The sequence below is a fragment of the Aeromonas sp. Y311-2 genome (genome assembly GCF_027706025.1).
Taxonomy (GTDB): domain Bacteria; phylum Pseudomonadota; class Gammaproteobacteria; order Enterobacterales; family Aeromonadaceae; genus Aeromonas; species Aeromonas veronii.
In genome coordinates this window covers 68,613-84,944 of record NZ_JAPDCL010000012.1, presented here as the reverse complement: position 1 = coordinate 84,944, position 16,332 = coordinate 68,613, and the positions used below count along the sequence as shown (strand labels likewise).

Annotated in this window: 16 protein-coding genes; all 16 read left to right on the top strand. The window is 57.2% G+C overall.

Going from position 1 to position 16,332, the window contains the following annotated elements:
* The first annotated feature begins 70 nt into the window (after nucleotides 1-70).
* Nucleotides 71-961, top strand: a complete 891-nt coding sequence (mshM, locus tag OKC42_RS12865) for an MSHA fimbrial biogenesis protein MshM (protein WP_144715982.1) — start codon at nucleotides 71-73, stop codon at nucleotides 959-961.
* The gene (locus OKC42_RS12860; RefSeq protein ID WP_270819883.1) at nucleotides 958-2,052 is read left to right on the top strand and encodes a tetratricopeptide repeat protein; all 1,095 of its coding nucleotides are present in this window, start codon (nucleotides 958-960) and stop codon (nucleotides 2,050-2,052) included. Before mshM ends, OKC42_RS12860 begins: the two co-directional genes overlap by 4 nt.
* A 74-nt stretch (nucleotides 2,053-2,126) precedes the next feature.
* A complete protein-coding gene (gene mshE / locus OKC42_RS12855) occupies nucleotides 2,127-3,836 on the top strand; it encodes an MSHA fimbrial ATPase MshE (RefSeq protein ID WP_201954081.1) in 1,710 nt (569 codons plus the stop codon).
* A gap of 3 nt (nucleotides 3,837-3,839) precedes the next feature.
* Nucleotides 3,840-5,060: a type II secretion system F family protein gene (locus OKC42_RS12850; RefSeq protein WP_201954084.1), complete on the top strand. Its 1,221-nt coding sequence runs from the start codon at nucleotides 3,840-3,842 to the stop codon at nucleotides 5,058-5,060.
* Nucleotides 5,061-5,148: 88 nt separating this feature from the next.
* Nucleotides 5,149-5,610: a hypothetical protein gene (locus OKC42_RS12845; protein WP_201954085.1), complete on the top strand. Its 462-nt coding sequence runs from the start codon at nucleotides 5,149-5,151 to the stop codon at nucleotides 5,608-5,610.
* Between the two features lie 77 nt (nucleotides 5,611-5,687).
* Nucleotides 5,688-6,359, top strand: a complete 672-nt coding sequence (locus tag OKC42_RS12840) for a prepilin-type N-terminal cleavage/methylation domain-containing protein (RefSeq protein ID WP_064337483.1) — start codon at nucleotides 5,688-5,690, stop codon at nucleotides 6,357-6,359.
* 14 nt (nucleotides 6,360-6,373) lie between these two features.
* Entirely contained in the window at nucleotides 6,374-6,847 is a 474-nt protein-coding gene (locus tag OKC42_RS12835; RefSeq protein ID WP_149153727.1) for a prepilin-type N-terminal cleavage/methylation domain-containing protein, read from the top strand.
* 59 nt (nucleotides 6,848-6,906) lie between these two features.
* On the top strand, nucleotides 6,907-7,401 hold the full coding sequence (locus tag OKC42_RS12830; RefSeq protein ID WP_265783899.1) for a prepilin-type N-terminal cleavage/methylation domain-containing protein: 495 nt from the start codon (nucleotides 6,907-6,909) through the stop codon (nucleotides 7,399-7,401).
* Nucleotides 7,388-7,948 (top strand): prepilin-type N-terminal cleavage/methylation domain-containing protein, encoded by a 561-nt coding sequence (locus tag OKC42_RS12825; protein WP_201954087.1) that lies wholly within the window; start codon nucleotides 7,388-7,390, stop codon nucleotides 7,946-7,948. The genes OKC42_RS12830 and OKC42_RS12825 overlap by 14 nt, the downstream gene beginning before the upstream one ends.
* On the top strand, nucleotides 7,948-8,877 hold the full coding sequence (locus OKC42_RS12820) for a PilW family protein (RefSeq protein WP_201954088.1): 930 nt from the start codon (nucleotides 7,948-7,950) through the stop codon (nucleotides 8,875-8,877). The genes OKC42_RS12825 and OKC42_RS12820 overlap by 1 nt, the downstream gene beginning before the upstream one ends.
* Before the next feature lie 37 nt (nucleotides 8,878-8,914).
* Nucleotides 8,915-9,340 (top strand): MSHA biogenesis protein MshP, encoded by a 426-nt coding sequence (locus OKC42_RS12815; protein WP_201954089.1) that lies wholly within the window; start codon nucleotides 8,915-8,917, stop codon nucleotides 9,338-9,340.
* The gene (locus OKC42_RS12810) at nucleotides 9,337-13,017 is read left to right on the top strand and encodes a DUF6701 domain-containing protein (RefSeq protein ID WP_201954091.1); all 3,681 of its coding nucleotides are present in this window, start codon (nucleotides 9,337-9,339) and stop codon (nucleotides 13,015-13,017) included. The genes OKC42_RS12815 and OKC42_RS12810 overlap by 4 nt, the downstream gene beginning before the upstream one ends.
* Before the next feature lie 204 nt (nucleotides 13,018-13,221).
* A complete protein-coding gene (locus OKC42_RS12805) occupies nucleotides 13,222-14,262 on the top strand; it encodes a rod shape-determining protein (protein ID WP_005340051.1) in 1,041 nt (346 codons plus the stop codon).
* A 42-nt stretch (nucleotides 14,263-14,304) separates the two neighbouring features.
* Nucleotides 14,305-15,195 carry a rod shape-determining protein MreC gene (gene mreC, locus OKC42_RS12800; RefSeq protein WP_005340053.1) on the top strand — a complete coding sequence of 297 codons (891 nt, stop codon included), beginning with the start codon at nucleotides 14,305-14,307 and terminating at the stop codon, nucleotides 15,193-15,195.
* Complete coding sequence (mreD, locus tag OKC42_RS12795; protein ID WP_159142880.1) at nucleotides 15,195-15,680, top strand: rod shape-determining protein MreD; 486 nt, start codon at nucleotides 15,195-15,197, stop codon at nucleotides 15,678-15,680. Before mreC ends, mreD begins: the two co-directional genes overlap by 1 nt.
* A 2-nt stretch (nucleotides 15,681-15,682) precedes the next feature.
* Entirely contained in the window at nucleotides 15,683-16,270 is a 588-nt protein-coding gene (locus tag OKC42_RS12790; protein WP_159142881.1) for a Maf family protein, read from the top strand.
* Nucleotides 16,271-16,332: the final 62 nt, after the last annotated feature.

Sequence of the window (16,332 nt, the reverse complement as noted above, 5' to 3'; positions counted from 1 at the left end):
CCCCTATCCCGAACGGCCTGTGCTGCCTTGCCTGCACAGGCTGCTTGCTTGCCGTGGCAGGTGAGGTCTCATGTACCTGACCCACTTCGGCCTGCAGGAGGCGCCGTTCAGCCTCACCCCCAATACCGGCTTCTACTACGGCCTGCCGCCTCACGAAGAGGCGCTGCAGGTGCTCAACTGGGCGCTGGCGCAGGGGGAGGGCTTTATCAAGGTGACCGGCGAGGTGGGTACCGGCAAAACACTGCTCTGCCGCAAGTTGCTCAGCGAGCTGGGTTCGGAAGCGCGTCCGGTGCGGCTTGCCTGGTTGCCCAATCCCCACCTCACTCCGGCCGAGCTGCGCATCGCGCTGGCGCTGGAGCTGGGGTTGGCGGTACGGGATCAGAGCGAGCTGGATCTGACCGATCGTATCCATCGTCACCTGATCAGCCTGCACCAGCAGGGCAGTCGGGTTGTTGTGCTGATCGACGAGGCGCAAGCGCTGCCGGACGAGACGCTGGAGGCGATCCGCCTGTTCGGCAATCTCGAGACTGAATCGAGCAAGCTGCTGCAGATCGTGCTGTTCGGCCAGCCGGAGCTGGATGCCAGACTGGCCAAGCCGCATCTGCGCCAACTGCGCCAGCGGATTGGCTTCTCCTACTGCCTGCGGCCGCTACGTTTTGACGAGACCCGCGCCTATCTGGAGCACAGATTGCAGGTCTCCGGTTACCGCGGGGCACCGCTGTTTGCAGGTCGCGCCATGCGTCTGTTGTGGCGCGCCTCGCGAGGGATCCCGAGACTTATCAATATCCTGGCGCAGAAGTGCCTGATGCTGGCCTATGGTCAGGGTGTGCGTCAGATCGATAGCCATCTGGTACGGCTCGCCATTCGCGATACCGACGATGCCCGCCGCTTTGCGCCACGGCACTGGTGGCCCCTGTTACTGTTGCTGGGGTGCGCCCTGGCTTATGGAGTCTGGCCATGAGCGTTATCAACCAGATGCTGAAAGATCTGGACCGGCGCCAGCAAGGATCCGAAGGTGCTGCCGTCTATATTGCCCCTGCGCGCCAGCAGGGATGGTGGATGTTGCTGTTGACCCTGATCTGCGGTCTGGCACTGGGGATCCTCGGTTGGCGAGCCTGGATCTACTGGCAGCAGACCCATACCGTGACGGCTGCCAGCGAAGTGGTCGCCCCCGATGCGGTGACTCCCGATGTGGTGGCAAGGGCCGCCGCGCCAGTCAGCCAGCCCGAGCCGGTCGAGGTGGCGGCCGCGCTGCCGTTGCCAAGTCAGGATGAGGTGAATGATGAGGCAGGCGAGAGTGACTCGGACAGCATGGCCGACGGTGCGCCCTTTGATGCCTCCAGCGATGTTGACGAGACGGAGCCGACCGATGAAGAGCTGCAGCCCGAGCTTTACGCCGAACTGGCGGCAGAGCAGCAGGCCGTCGCCAGCACGCCCCGCAAACCGAGCGTATTGAAGATCGAGACGGTCGAGCTGTCGGCCAAGGAGCTGGCGGCACTGGCGGAGCGCAAGGCGACGACCGCCATGGCCAAGGGAAGCCTGCGGGATGCGCAGGACAACTACTATCAGGTGCTGGCCCACGACCCCTACAACCAGGGGGCGCGCGAGCAGCTGGCGGGGCTGCTCTACGGCGAGGGCCGCCTGACCGAGGCGCGTCAGCTGCTGGAAGAGGGGATCCGGCTCGATCCCCAACAGGCCGATTTTCGTCTGCTACTGGCCCGCCTTGCCATCAGCGAGGGGCAGCAGCAGCAGGCGCTTGGCTGGTTGTCCGGCTATCAGCCGGATCTCGCCAGCAACATGGACTATTACGCGACCTGGGCCGGGCTGACTCAGGAGCTGGGCCAGAATGCCGATGCGGCGGCGCTCTATGTGAAGCTGCTGCGTCAACAGCCGGATCAGGGCCGCTGGTGGCTTGGCCTCGGCGTGGCCGAGGATGGTCAGGGCCACAGCCAGCGGGCGCTCGATGCCTATCGCAACGCCTTGCTGCACGGCAACCTCGGCGAGGCGTCGACCAATTGGCTGGAACAACGAATTGGTCAACTAACCCCTTGATAAACAGCAGGTTCGATTAGCTAAGCCTAATCGGATGCGGCAACGGGTGTGAAGTAATAGAGATCGGAGCAAACATGGCACAACCCAGACTGAAAATGCGCCTCGGCGACCTGCTGGTACAAGAGCAGATCATCTCTGATGATCAGCTGCAGCTTGCCCTGCAGCAGCAGCGTCAGACCGGCCGCAAGCTGGGCACCACTCTCATCGACCTCGGCTTTATCAGCGAGGTGCAGCTGTTGCAGTTCCTCGCCCGCCAGCTGGATGTGCCCTTCTTCGATCTCAACAACCTCACCATCGACGCCGCCGCGGTGCCGCTGCTGCCCGAAGTGCAGGCGCGCCGTTATCGGGCGCTGGCGGTCAACCTTACCGACGACAAGGTGACGGTGGCCATGTCGGATCCGGCTGATCTGAGCGCACTGGATGCCATCGCCGCCCTGCTCAGCCCGCGCATCATGGTGCTGGCGGTGGCGCGGGAAGGGCAGCTGCTGGAGTATTTCGACCGCCTCTACCGCCGTACCCGCGAGATTGAGAGTTTCGCCGAACAGTTGCAGGAGGAGTATCAGGACTCCGGCTTTGAGCTGGGCTCCAGTAACCTAGGGGCCAACGACGAGGGGGAGGCGACGGTGGCCAAGCTGCTGCGCTCCCTGTTCGAGGATGCGGTGCAGGTGGGGGCGTCAGATATCCACATCGAGCCGGACGAGAAAGTGCTGCGCATTCGCCAGCGGATCGACGGTATCCTCCACGAGAACATCCTCAACGAGGTGCGCATCGCCCAGGCGCTGGTGCTGCGCCTCAAGCTGGTGGCGGGGCTCGATATCTCCGAGAAGCGCTTGCCGCAGGATGGCCGTTTCAATATGAAGGTGCGCGGTCGCGATGTGGATGTGCGGATGTCCACCATGCCGGTGCAGTATGGCGAGTCGGTGGTGATGCGTCTGCTCGATCAATCATCCGGCATCCTGTCGCTGACCGAGACCGGCATGCCGCCTGAGATCCTGACCCGTTTCCGTCGCCAGCTCAAACGCCCGCACGGGATGATCCTGGTGACCGGCCCGACCGGTAGCGGCAAGACCACCACCCTCTATGGCGCCCTCTCCGAGCTCAACCAGTCCAGCAACAAGATCATCACGGTAGAAGACCCGGTGGAGTATCGTCTCTCCCGCGTCAATCAGGTGCAGGTCAACCCCAAGATCGGCCTCACCTTCTCCAACGTGCTGCGCTCCACCCTGCGTCAGGATCCGGACATCCTGCTGGTGGGTGAGATGCGTGACAACGAGACGGTGGAGATCGGCTTGCGTGGCGCCATCACAGGTCACCTGGTGCTGACCACCCTGCATACCAACGATGCGGTGACCAGTGCCTTGCGCCTTATCGACATGGGGGCGCCCGGCTATCTGGTGGCGAGCGCCCTGCGGGCGGTGGTCGCCCAGCGGCTGGTGCGGCGGGTATGTGAACACTGCGTTGAGGAGAAGGCGCCCGACGAAGGGCAGGCCACCTGGCTCACCGTGCTCTCCGGCGAGGCGCCTAGTCAACACACCTATCACAAGGGACGGGGTTGCCAGAGCTGCAACTTTACCGGTTATTCCGGCCGGATCGGGGTCTACGAGCTACTGGAGCTGGATCAGCCGATGATGGATGCCCTGCGCCGCAATGATGCGGAAGGGTTCGCCAAGGCGGCCCGTCAACACGAACATTACCGGCCGCTGGCCCTCACTGCCCTCGATTATGCCCGTCAGGGGATCACCTCGGTGGATGAGGTGCTGCGACTGGCCGAGGATTTGGGGTAAGCGATGGCTAACTTTGCCTACAAGGGGCGTGACAGCCAGGGCAACGCCACCAGTGGCGTGGTCGAAGCGGCCAACGAGATGGCCGCCGCCGAGCTGCTGATGCGCCGCGGCGTGATGCCCACCGAGCTCAAACCGGGCAAGGCCAAATCCGCTGCCATCGACTGGTCACTGTTGCTGGAAGGGGGGGTCAAGCTGGATGAGCTGGTGATCTTCAGCCGCCAGATGTATGCCCTGACCCGGGCCGGGATCCCGATCCTGCGTGCCATCGCCGGGCTGGAGGAGAGTACCCACAGCAAGCCGCTTAAGCGGGCGCTTCACTCTCTGGGGGAAGATCTTGGTAACGGTCGCCCGCTGTCGAGCTCGATGCAGGCGCACCCCAAGGTATTCAGCAGCCTGTTCGTCGCCATCATCCATGTGGGTGAGAACACAGGTCAGCTGGAAGAGTCCTTTTTGCAGCTCGCCAACTATTTCGAGCTGGAGCTGGAGACTCGCAAGCGGATCAAGACCGCGATGCGCTACCCCAGCTTCGTGATGATCGCCATCGGTATCGCCATGGTGATCCTCAATATCATGGTTATCCCGGTTTTTGCCGGGATGTTCGCCAAATTCGGGGTGGAGTTGCCGCTGGCGACCCGCATTCTGCTCGCCACCTCGCACTTTTTTGTCAACTACTGGTGGCTGCTGCTCGCCATTCTGGCAGGGATGGTGTTTGGCTGGCGCCGTTGGGTCGCTACACCCAAGGGCAAGCTGACCTGGCACCGTTGGCAGCTCAAGTTGCCGATCGTCGGCACCATCATAGAGCGCTCCCTGCTGGCCCGTTTTGCTCGCAGTTTTTCCATGATGCTCAAGGCCGGCGTGCCGCTGAACACGGCGCTGACCCTGGTGGCCGATGCGGTGGATAACGCTTATATGGCGGGGCGGGTGCGGGATATGCGCGCCGGTATCGAGCGGGGCGAGAGCCTGCTTCGCACTGCCAGCAGCAGCGGCCTGTTCACCCCGCTGGTGATGCAGATGATCGCCGTGGGTGAGGAGACCGGTCAGGTCGATGACCTGCTGCACGAAGCAGCCGAGTATTACGAGCGCGAGGTGGATTATGACCTCAAGAGTCTCACCGCCCGCATCGAGCCGATTCTGATCGGGATCGTGGCAGTAATGGTGTTGATCCTGGCGCTGGGTATCTTCACGCCTATGTGGGACATGATGCGCGCAGTTCGCGGCAAGTAATCTTGCTGGAACTGGATATCTTCACGCCTGAGTTGTGGGACATGATGCGAGCCGTAAGAGGCAAGTGAGCGGTGGAGTCGAGGGCTGGATGAGCAGACAGACGCAGCAGGATGATCGCTGGCTGACCGGATATCGGCGGATCGCCGTGACCATCCTGCTGATGGTGATCGTGGCGACCTTGGTGCGCAGCTATCAGGGCCACCGGGAAGAGGCGCAGCAGCTCACTCTCACCTTGCTGGGGGACCAATTTGCCGAGCGGGCACAGCGTTTGCACGGCATTTGGCTCGATGAGCGGCGCCCGCAGACACTGCATGTCGCCGGCAAGGGGTGGCAGTTTGATGCCCGAGGGTGGCCCCTGGGGTTAGTGCCGCTGCAATCCCCTTCGGAAAATTGCCGTCAGTTGTGGCTGGCACTGATGGGTGAGACGAAGGGGGGCATGCCTCCCCTGCAGGTTCTGGCCCGCCCCGATGGCAGTGGTTGCGAGATGGGGTGGGATGGTTATTGGTTGGTTTATCAGTTTTCTGACGGGCGGGTGATGAAAATGCCTTGAATGAAACTAATCATATGACCCAACTACATGATTTTTTTGGGCCTGCATGAAATAATGTAGGGCATTACGGAGGGAGCATGACAATGAAACCAATGGCACCAACAATGCCGGAAAACGGGATGAGGAGACGGTCTGCCGGCTTCTCCCTCATTGAGCTGGTGATCGTTATCGTGATCCTGGGGATCCTGGCGGTGACTGCGCTGCCACGCTTTCTCGATGTGACCGATGAAGCGAAAAAGGCCAGCGTCGAGGGAGTCTCCGGCGGTTTTGCTACCGGCGTTTCACTGGTGCGGGCGCAATGGGAGGCGGAAGGTCGCGCCAAACAGGACAGCCTCAACACCGTGCTTTATGACGGTAGTCGCTTCTATCTGACCACTCCGACCGATACCCAGATCAGCAACGGCGAGCTGTCTCCCGGCTATCCGATGGATACCATTGCAAGCGGTAATCCCGATGTGGATCCGGCTAATCTGACCGCCGAACGTTGTCTCAATATTTGGGAGGGGTTACTGCAAAACCCGCCCAAGGCTACGGCCAGCTTCAATGAAGTGCGCGGTAGCGGCAATGACCTGAAATACTATGCCACAGTAAGCAGTAATGGACTGGATTCGGTCTGCCGTTACTATCTGGTCAATAGTCTGAGTAAGGGCAGTGATGGCAAGTATCAGGATCCGCAAGGCAAGACTGATGCATTTATGAGTTTCAGTTACCGTCCGGCGTCCGGTCAGGTGACCACAAATATTAATTAACAGAGGAAAGTGAAATGAAAAAACAGGCGGGTTTTACCCTGATCGAACTGGTTATCGTGATCATCATTCTGGGTATTCTGGCGGTCACCGCTGCACCCAAGTTCCTGAATCTGCAGGATGATGCAAAAACTGCAGCGGCAAGCGGAGTACTGGCTGCAGTACAGAGCTCTTCTCAACTGGTATACAGCAAAGCTGCGTTGGAAGGGTTGGAAACTGCGTCTTCTGGTGCTGTATCGAGCTCTGATGGCACAACTATTCAAGTTGTGTATGGTTATCCCAAGGCATCTGCAGACGGTATTGAACAAGCTGTGACTATTGATGGTTCCTGGAAAGGCGTGTCAGCCTCTACTTCCACATTCCGTTTTGCACCAAACGATGCGAAAGAAAAGTCTGATTGTGTTCTTTACACTCAAGCCACCTCTACTACACCCGCTAAAGCGGAATTGGGTAAATTCGACGCAACCAATGCATGTGTTGTAACCCCATAATCCATAATGTTAAAGCGAGGCTTAGGCCTCGCTTTCTCTTTTCCATGATGAGAACCTCCATGCCTGCAACCAAGGGCTTTACCCTGATTGAACTGGTACTGGTGATCCTGTTACTCGGGATTCTGGCCGCCTTTGCCGTGCCCAAATGGCTGGGCAAAGGCGGCTTTGAAACTCAAACCGTACGTGACGAGTTGCTGACCCGCCTGCGGCTGGTGCAGACCGCCAATATGCATGAGCCAGCCAACCGCTGTACCCAGCTGGTGGTGGCCTCTCCCCGTTTTGCCCACCGTACTTATGCTGCGTGTCCCGCCAGCGATGATCTGGATACCAATAGTGGCTGGACTCCCCAGTTGGAGACCCGTGGTCGGCTGGTTACGCCCTCTGCCGGTATGTCTATCTCCCTCAATAACAGCAACAACTTCGTGCTGCGCTTCGATCCGATGGGCAGACCGCTAGGCAGCTGCGCCACCGGTTGTACCTTGCTGGTGAGTGATGGTCGCGAGACCAGTCGTATCAAGATTGAGTCAGAGGGGTTTATTCATGAGATCCCTTAAGCGTGGTTTCACCCTGATTGAGCTGATCGTTGGCATAGTGCTGCTGGCGGTGGCTTTGACTGGCATTTTGGGGTTGCTTATCAATCAGGCGCCGCAGGCGGTAGACCCGGTGCAGCAGGTACGCGCCGCCCAGCTGGCCCAGCGCCTCTCCGGCGAGATCTTGCAAAAGTCGTTTGATGAACATTCGGATCATAACGGTGGTCGTTATCGTTGTGGCGAGCAGGTGGCTGGGGTGACCATCTCTTCCTGCTCCACCAGTTATGGTCCGGATGGCGAGCCCGCATCCTATGCCTATAACGATGTGGATGATTTCGATACCGCAGGTAGCTGGGTGGATGCCAACACGCTGACCCAAACTGAGGTGGGAGTCAGCAGCGAGGAGTATCGCAACTATCAGGTGAAAATTGCGGTGCGTGGAGCCGATTTCAGCGACGGCACCTTCAAGAGTTGTGCCGCCCCCTGCTCTGTGGGCAAGCGCATTGATCTGCAGATCAAGCTACCGGATCAGAGCGTGCTCGATTTCTCCTTTTATCGGGGGAACTACTGATGGATCGCTCCGCTGTTGGGTGTTGCTTACCTGTCCGAATGTCCGCGCCTGTAACCACTTCCGGCGTTCGATTACGCCTGGCGGCCAATCGAACCTACCGTAAACCTCGGGGTAATCGTGGCTTTACCTTGGTCGAGCTGGTGATGGTCATCCTGCTGCTCGGGATAATGGCGACCTTTACCAGCCAGTTTATCGGTATCGGTACCCAGATTTATGGCGATGCCAGCAGCCGTGAGCAACTGATGAGCGATGCCCGCTTCGCCATGGAGCGGCTTAACCGCGAACTGCGCGATGCGGTGCCGGGCTCGGAGCGGATCGAGACGACTGGCGGGACATGGGTCGACACCGGTGCCTGTTTGCGGTTCTGGCCCATCAGCACCTCCAGCCGCTATTTGGCGCTTAACCGCGCCATGTCGGGGAGCACGGCCACCCTTGAGCTGGTGATGGCGACCCCGGCTTCTGCTGCCAATCCGCTGGATGTGGATGCCACCGCCGTTAAAAAAGACGATCAGCTGATTGTATTCCCCGTGCCGGACAAAAATGTCGGTTCGCTTACTGCAGGCTGCGATTATGGCCGTTGTGTAGCCAGGGTTACCGATGTGCTGACGCCCGTATCCGGAGCGCAAACCATCCGCTATACCAGTGCCGAGAGTCTGACTGGCCTCTCTCCAGGCAGCCGGGTCTACTTTGCCAACCAGCAGGTTCGCTACTGTGTGGAAGGAAACACGCTGACCCGTGCCACAGCCCCCATTGGAGCATCCTTACCTGCACAGGGCGTGTTGATGGCGGATTCCCTTCGTATTGGCACCTTCTATCGGGAAACCTCGGCGTTTAACGCCGAAGGGGAGTTTGGCATGCGCTTTGTCTTCGAGCGCAAGGGGGAGTCGGTCACCTTCAACCACAAGATAGAGGTGTTCAATGTGCCCTGATCCACAGGCTTTCGGACGGATGCGAGGCAGCGCCTTGATGATCGCCCTGTTTGTGATTGTGGTGATGGCCCTGCTGGCGGCTGCTATGGGCCGTTTTCTGGTCGACAGTGGTGAGAAAAATACGGTGGAGGTGCGCAGCGTGCGGGCTCTGCTGGCCGCCCAGAGCGGGCTGGAAGTGGCGCTCTATCGGTTGTTCCCCAAGCGCACGCTTGCCCAACCGACCCCACCTGCGGGCTGCCTGGCAAGCAGCCCACTGAGCTTTGCCAGCAATCCAGGGCTGACCAACTGTCAGGCTGTGGTTCGTTGCACCACGGTGCCGGTGACCTACAACGGATCTGTGACCAATGGCTATCGTCTCGAGAGTGTCGGAACCTGTGGCAGCTCGGACCTTAACAGTGCCAACCCTGATTTTGCCGTGAGCCGAACCCTGATGGTCGAAGCTTATGATGGAGGCCAGATATGAGCCAAAAAATGAAGTGTTTTTTGCTATGGCTGCTGCTTTTGGTCTCTCAGTTGGCTCGAGCAGATATTGTTTTACCTGGACAGTTTTTGATTGGTGATAATACAAGTAATGCCCTTCGTCCAACTACCTTGGTTTCGACTCGATTTTCGGCTTACATACCTGTCAACCCTATCCATTTTTATATTAGTCACCCTGTGACCTTATCCGAGCTCCGGCTTGAGAGCGCTACTGGTTTGGATGCAGGAGCTAATTTTGTTATTTGGGACAGCCTAGGAAATGTAGTGCTGAATGAGAGGGCTAATGACTATTCACGGGATAGGGTATCTCGTTATGGCGGATGGTTGCTAAACCCCGGTGAGTACAAGATGGCTGTTTGGGGTGGTTGTTTTTCAAATGGGTACTATTGGGGGGCGTATGACCCTTATTGTAGAGACTGGGATGACTTTTCATTCAAAGATATAAGGTTGGTAACCAATGGTGCTACGACAGCGTTTCATTTTATTGAACGTTCCCATATAGGTGAGAATACTGATGCTACTCGCTGGTATCCCCCCGCGCCAAACGGTACTTATATATTATATCAATTCACGCTTAATAAGCGGTCACAATTGAATGCACTCACGTTATATAACTTGCGTGATTGGGGAGTGAATAACGGTTCACGCATGTTCATCCGTCCAGTTGGTAGTGCATATACACCATTGGTTTATTACTTCAATAGCAATGGGGATGTCAATTGGAATATAAACTATGAGCTTGCTGCTGGTAATTACGAATTATGGATCGAAACAGTAAATGCCAGAGATAGGGATGATATAAGCTGGGATGATATGATCCTGCGTTACACGCCTAAAAATGATATTCCTGTACTTGATGATTTATGTACACAGGTTTTTCCTTATCCAGCCCAAGGTCGAGAAAGTAGCGACAGAATTGACTTCTCAGGGAATACGAATTATACGGCAGGGCAGTTATTTGGTTCTCAAGGGGGTCGCCTTGGATACGGTCCTAATGGTCAGATAAAAGGTACATCTGGTCTAAACTGTGATAATAGCGCTTGTGTTGCTGCAGGTATGGTAAATGGCTGGTCTGGCGCTCCCTCTTCCCAGTTTCCATTAAGTGCAGGTAGTAACATTTCCGTTGGTTTTGCCGAAACGCGTTTTCTCACTGCCGTAGAGGGCAATCAGTTTGGGACAATTAGCACAGCTCATCAGTCACAAATAAATATCGAGAACTCGGGTATTAGCATTAAAGTTCTTGACTTGGGAAGTGGGCGTGGTGGTAGAGATTATACGGTGAAGTTGGCCGCTGGCGATTACTGGATCGAAACATTGAAGATGAATAATGATACATCGATCATTGTTGATGGCCCGGTTCGTATATTTGTTAAAAATCTCGATATGGGATCGGCTAGCTACATTAACAGTCCTGGCTCAAATATTTCCGGTGACATCAGTAAGTTACTGATGGTTGTTTATGATAGTGCATATTTAGCCAATGGTTCAACCCTATCCGGGATGGTCTATCAAGCAGATAGCTCAGCTAAAACTATTAACTTATCTTCTGCTTCATATTTAATGGGGCGCGTGAATGGTAAATCCGTGGTGTTAGGCAATAACTCGCGCATCGATAGCCAATCTTTCCAATGTACAGCTACGGCGGTTGTTGACCATTATGAGGTTTATTATCCTTCTTCCTCATTGACGTGTGAACCCGCACAGGTTCGGCTTGCCGCGTGTCTTGATAACAGTTGTAGCCAACTTTATAAAGGTAACGCCAGTGTCAGTATGACGCCGAGCAACGGATGGAGTAGTAACCCGGTCAGCTTGGGTAGTTCAGGAACAGCTGATATCACATTATCTTCTCTGGCTGCCAAGAGTGTTGTCATTGGGTTATCAAGCGCAAATCCCTCGGCGTTATTACGTTGTTATCGCGACGGTGTGCTTGATAGCAGTTGTTCTATGAATTTTTCCGATGCTGCTCTGCAGTTTGATTTCTCCACCTTTTATGCCGGTAGTTCAACAAACTCGACGATTCGAGCCATTAAATCCAGCGATGTTGGAGCAACCAAGGTATGCGTTCCATTATTGACAGGAAATCAGACCCTGCAATTCGGCTCTACCAAGGTCGTGTCTGATACTGCCAGCAATGCAGTGCCGACGATCAATGGCAGCACAATATCGCCAAGTGGGAACGTTAACGTATCGTTCGATAGCAATGGAGTTGGCCAGTTGACGTTGCAATATCCGGATGCCGGTGTGTTGCGACTGGATACTACTTTCCTTAAGAATGATGTCACAGGCACCCTCAAGTTGACCGGTAGTGATACCGTTGCCGTGATTCCCAAAGCGATCGCACTCCAGGCTCAAGGACAGAGTGTGTGCTCGGGAAATAACGACAGTACTTATGCCACTTGTCCTATCTATCGCAAAGCGGGCGAGCCTTTTACTTTACAAGCCAGTGCAGTCAATACTCAGGATCAGTTAACCCCAGGGTTTACTACCAGTAATAAAACGCTCTCTTGGGCCCTGTTAGCGCCGACAACGGGCGTCAGCGGAGCATTTTCGCCAACCACGATCACGTTGGCGAGCGGGGTAGCAAACGTGACGGCGAATTGGTCTGAGGTCGGGGTGATCCGGTTAGGCGTCAGCAACTTTGTGCCTTATCCCGCTTATCAGGATGAATTGCCCCAACTTGAGACTGTGTTGCGATGGAGCGTACCCATCGGTCGTTTTGTCCCTTGGGATTACAGTTTGAGTAATGGCTTTATCACGCCTGCCTGCAATGCCTTTACATATATGAGCCAGCCCTTTGCCAGCGGTTTTGTCCTCACTGCACGCAATCTGCAGAAAGGGACGACAGAAAACTATAAGGGGGCGTTCGCTAAAGGGGTTGCTGAGATGGTGGCTGCCAATGCTCTGGATGGGGTTGCGCGTGACAAGCGTATTACACTATCTCCCTCGCTCAGCTGGGCAAGTGGTATTGCGAGCGTTAATCAGCAGTCACCTTTGGGGCTGAATACCCGCTTTGATCGTGCAGCGAGTCCAGAAGCACCTTTCGCCACGTTGAGCTTTGGTCTCAAAGTCGATGATAAGGATGGCGGCAATACACTGTTGGCTAATCCAAATATGAATACTGCTGTCGCTGGGACATGTTCCGGATCGGGGTGTAATGCGGTGCTGCTGGGTACTCAAAAGCTGTTGTACGGCCGCCTGCAGGTTGGTACGGCGGCGGGCCTGGCCTCGGCGCCGCTGGCCATTCCACTGCAGATGCAATATTACGAAGGGGGCAACTGGCTGCAAAACAAGGAAGATAAATGTACCCAGCTCTCTTTGGCCAATCAGGGGTTCACTTTCCTCAATCCGAGTCACACCTTTGATGCGGCGACTCGCGAGCTGAATCTGGGGGCGGGTCGCAAGATCAAGCTGGGGGTGGGCAGTTCTGCACCAGGTGGGGATGCTGCACTGGCGAAAGACGGGGAGATCCTGTTCCACTTTGCCAAGCCGGACATCTCGGTGCGCATTCCCTACAAGGTCGATTTGGCAAAACAGCCGTCGCAGCCCCTCTGGTTGTCGGACCCCACGAGTGCCAATGACGGTAACCTGCAAGGTGAGGCCATTTTCGGCTCCAGCCGGGGTAATGACAGAATTATTTATCGGCGCGAAGTATTGCAGTAATTGATGTGTAAGGGGGGTTGGCTCAACAGCATCCCCCTAAATCCTTGTTTATTAGTGTTTGCAAGCGTGTGCGAGTGAGTGATGACTCGCATTTTTGTCGCGCCTGATTGATTGGCGACAGTTTGAGCGCTTGCCCATTGGGGTGGGCATTGGTAAAGTTAGCCGGTTTTCTGCACCTCCAAATTCTTAGGATTTCCCGTAGCCATGTTCAAAAAGCTCAGAGGCGTCTTTTCCAACGATCTGTCGATCGATTTGGGAACTGCCAACACCCTGATCTATGTAAAAGATCAAGGGATCGTCCTTAACGAACCCTCAGTTGTCGCCATTCGCCAAGAGCGCGGGAACGCCAAATCGGTCGCTGCTGTCGGTCATGCCGCCAAGCAGATGCTGGGCCGTACCCCGGGCAACATTTCCGCAATCCGCCCGATGAAAGACGGCGTGATCGCCGATTTCTACGTGACCGAGAAGATGCTGCAGCACTTCATCAAGCAGGTTCACGACAACAACTATTTCCGCCCCAGCCCGCGTGTGCTGGTGTGTGTACCGTGTGGTTCAACCCAGGTTGAGCGTCGCGCCATCAAGGAGTCCGCACTGGGCGCCGGTGCCCGTGAGGTCTACCTGATCGACGAGCCTATGGCTGCTGCCATCGGTGCCGGCCTGCCGGTATCCGAAGCGACCGGTTCCATGGTGGTTGATATCGGTGGTGGTACCACTGAAGTGGCCATCATCTCCCTGAACGGTGTGGTTTACTCCCAGTCCGTCCGTATCGGTGGCGACAAGTTTGACGAAGCGATAATTAGCTACGTCCGTCGCAACTACGGCAGCCTGATCGGTGAAGCGACTGCCGAGCGCATCAAGCACGAGATCGGCTCCGCCTATCCGGGCGAAGAGGTGCGCGAGATTGAAGTCCGTGGTCGCAACCTGGCTGAAGGTGTACCGCGCAGCTTCACTCTCAACTCCAACGAAATCCTGGAAGCGCTGCAAGAGCCGCTGTCCGGTATCGTGGCTGCCGTCATGGTGGCGCTGGAGCAATCTCCGCCGGAACTGGCTTCCGACATCTCCGAGCGCGGCATGGTGCTGACCGGTGGTGGCGCACTGCTGAAAGATATCGACCGTCTGCTGATGGAAGAGACCGGCATTCCTGTCGTCGTTGCCGAAGATCCCCTCACCTGTGTGGCCCGTGGCGGCGGCAAGGCGCTGGAGCTGATCGATATGCACGGTGGCGATCTGTTCCACTACGAATAAGACCCAAAGCCGGCCAGCGTGCCGGCTCTTTTTTGACGACCCATGAAACCCATTTTTGGTAGAGGCCCTTCGCTTCAGTTACGGTTGTTTCTCGCCGTCATCATCTCCATCGCTGCCATCGTCGCGGATTCCCGCTTCGGTGTGTTTACCCATGTCCGCGTCTACCTCAGTTCGTTAGTCAGTCCCCTGCAATACATGGCCAATGCGCCCGGTACCCTGCTCGACACCATGTCGACCCAGGTGCAGACCCGCGCCGATCTCATCGAGCAGACCAAGCAGCAGGAGCAACAGCTGTTCACTCTGCGTGCCCGTCTGCTCAAAATGGATCAGCTGGAGCACGAGAATCAGCGGCTGCGTGAGCTGCTGGGTTCGCCGGTGCACAAGGAGTCCCGCAAGATGGTGGCCGAGCTGCTGTCGGTGGATTCCGACCCCTTCAGCCATCAGGTGCTGATCAACAAGGGGGCGCTGGATGGCGTCTACAACGGTCAGGCGGTGATCAACGATCAGGGTGTGATTGGCCAGGTGCTCCACGTGGGCTCCACCACCAGTCGCGTGCTGCTGATCACCGACTCCAGCCACGGCATTCCGGTGCGGGTGCTGCGCAACGACTTGCGCGCCATTGCCTCCGGCAGTGGCGAGCTCGATAAGCTTGAGCTGCGCAACCTGCCGCGCAACACCGATATTCAGGTGGGTGACCTGCTGGTCACCTCGGGTCTGGGTGGCCGCTTCCCGGAAGGTTATCCGGTGGCGACTGTGACCCGCTCCGAGTATGTGGAGGGCAAGCCCTTTGCCCAGGTCGAGGCCAAGCCGCTGGTGGAGCTGGACAGACTGCGCTATCTGCTGCTGCTGTGGACCGACAAGAAGCCTGAAGTACATGATGAGGATGGCGAACGGGCGGCTCCCGCTGCGTCCGCCGCAGGAGCCACCCGCTGATGCTAGAACCCGCCAGCGGCAGGATCTGGATCTGGATCTCGATCCTGCTGGCCTTGAGCCTGTCGATCCTGCCGCTTCCTTTCGAATTTGACCCCTTCCGCCCGGACTGGCTGGCCATGGTGCTCATCTACTGGGCGCTGGCCTTGCCGCACCGGACCAACGTCGGCACCGCCTGGGTGGCGGGCCTGCTGCTGGATGTGCTGCTTGGCAGTACCCTCGGCGTGCGGGCGATGGCGATGGCCATCACCACCTATCTGGCGGCCTTCCAGTTCCAGAAGATCCGCAACTTCTCCCTCTGGCAGCAGGCGCTGATCATCGGTGGCCTCTCGCTGGTGGGTAAAATGACGGTATTCTGGGCCGAGCATCTGTTCAGCCAAGCCAGTCTCAACTTCGCCTACTTTTGGTCGACGTTGACGACGATGCTAATATGGCCCTGGGTGTTTCTGGTGCTGCGCAAGGTGCGGCGCCGCTTCAATATCAGGTAAATATGAACAAAAACAACGAACCACAACTCTATCTCGCCTCGGCTTCTCCCCGTCGCCGTGAACTGCTGACCCAGATTGGCTACCGCTTCGAGGTGCTGAAACTGGATGTGCCCGAGCAGCGGGAAGAGGGGGAAAAGGCGCAGGATTATGTCTGCCGTCTCGCCCGTGACAAGGCGATGGCGGGCGTGGCGTGTGCGCCGACGGCGTTGCCGGTGCTGGGTGCCGACACCATAGTGGTGCTGGGCGACCGGATACTGGAGAAACCGTCCGACCTGCTGGATGCCAAAGATATGCTGGAGTCCCTCTCCGGCAAGGTGCATCAGGTGATGACGGCGGTAGCGCTGGCCAGCAAGGATCGTTGTGACGTGCGTCTGGTCACCGCCAACGTGGCGTTTCGCAAGCTGGACGAGGCCGAGATCGAGGCCTACTGGCAGACAGGTGAGCCCTGTGACAAGGCCGGGGCTTATGGCATTCAGGGTATTGCCGGCAAGTTTGTCAGCCGCATCGAAGGGAGCTATAGCGCCGTGGTCGGCCTGCCCCTGCTGGAGACAGACCTGCTGATCAAGCATCATCTGGAACAGCTCAAATAATTTCCCGTCAGCTGTGCTCTGCTGCGTTTCTCCCTTGCGCGCGTTGTACCGGATTGGCTCTA

What these genes read in the sequence shown, in the direction of transcription:
- mshM (WP_144715982.1), top strand. Translation starts at nt 71, where the DNA reads ATGTACCTGACCCACTTCGGCCTGCAGGAGGCGCCGTTCAGCCTCACC.
- OKC42_RS12860 (WP_270819883.1), top strand. Translation starts at nt 958, where the DNA reads ATGAGCGTTATCAACCAGATGCTGAAAGATCTGGACCGGCGCCAGCAA.
- mshE (WP_201954081.1), top strand. Translation starts at nt 2,127, where the DNA reads ATGGCACAACCCAGACTGAAAATGCGCCTCGGCGACCTGCTGGTACAA.
- OKC42_RS12850 (WP_201954084.1), top strand. Translation starts at nt 3,840, where the DNA reads ATGGCTAACTTTGCCTACAAGGGGCGTGACAGCCAGGGCAACGCCACC.
- OKC42_RS12845 (WP_201954085.1), top strand. Translation starts at nt 5,149, where the DNA reads ATGAGCAGACAGACGCAGCAGGATGATCGCTGGCTGACCGGATATCGG.
- OKC42_RS12840 (WP_064337483.1), top strand. Translation starts at nt 5,688, where the DNA reads ATGACAATGAAACCAATGGCACCAACAATGCCGGAAAACGGGATGAGG.
- OKC42_RS12835 (WP_149153727.1), top strand. Translation starts at nt 6,374, where the DNA reads ATGAAAAAACAGGCGGGTTTTACCCTGATCGAACTGGTTATCGTGATC.
- OKC42_RS12830 (WP_265783899.1), top strand. Translation starts at nt 6,907, where the DNA reads ATGCCTGCAACCAAGGGCTTTACCCTGATTGAACTGGTACTGGTGATC.
- OKC42_RS12825 (WP_201954087.1), top strand. Translation starts at nt 7,388, where the DNA reads ATGAGATCCCTTAAGCGTGGTTTCACCCTGATTGAGCTGATCGTTGGC.
- OKC42_RS12820 (WP_201954088.1), top strand. Translation starts at nt 7,948, where the DNA reads ATGGATCGCTCCGCTGTTGGGTGTTGCTTACCTGTCCGAATGTCCGCG.
- OKC42_RS12815 (WP_201954089.1), top strand. Translation starts at nt 8,915, where the DNA reads ATGATCGCCCTGTTTGTGATTGTGGTGATGGCCCTGCTGGCGGCTGCT.
- OKC42_RS12810 (WP_201954091.1), top strand. Translation starts at nt 9,337, where the DNA reads ATGAGCCAAAAAATGAAGTGTTTTTTGCTATGGCTGCTGCTTTTGGTC.
- OKC42_RS12805 (WP_005340051.1), top strand. Translation starts at nt 13,222, where the DNA reads ATGTTCAAAAAGCTCAGAGGCGTCTTTTCCAACGATCTGTCGATCGAT.
- mreC (WP_005340053.1), top strand. Translation starts at nt 14,305, where the DNA reads ATGAAACCCATTTTTGGTAGAGGCCCTTCGCTTCAGTTACGGTTGTTT.
- mreD (WP_159142880.1), top strand. Translation starts at nt 15,195, where the DNA reads ATGCTAGAACCCGCCAGCGGCAGGATCTGGATCTGGATCTCGATCCTG.
- OKC42_RS12790 (WP_159142881.1), top strand. Translation starts at nt 15,683, where the DNA reads ATGAACAAAAACAACGAACCACAACTCTATCTCGCCTCGGCTTCTCCC.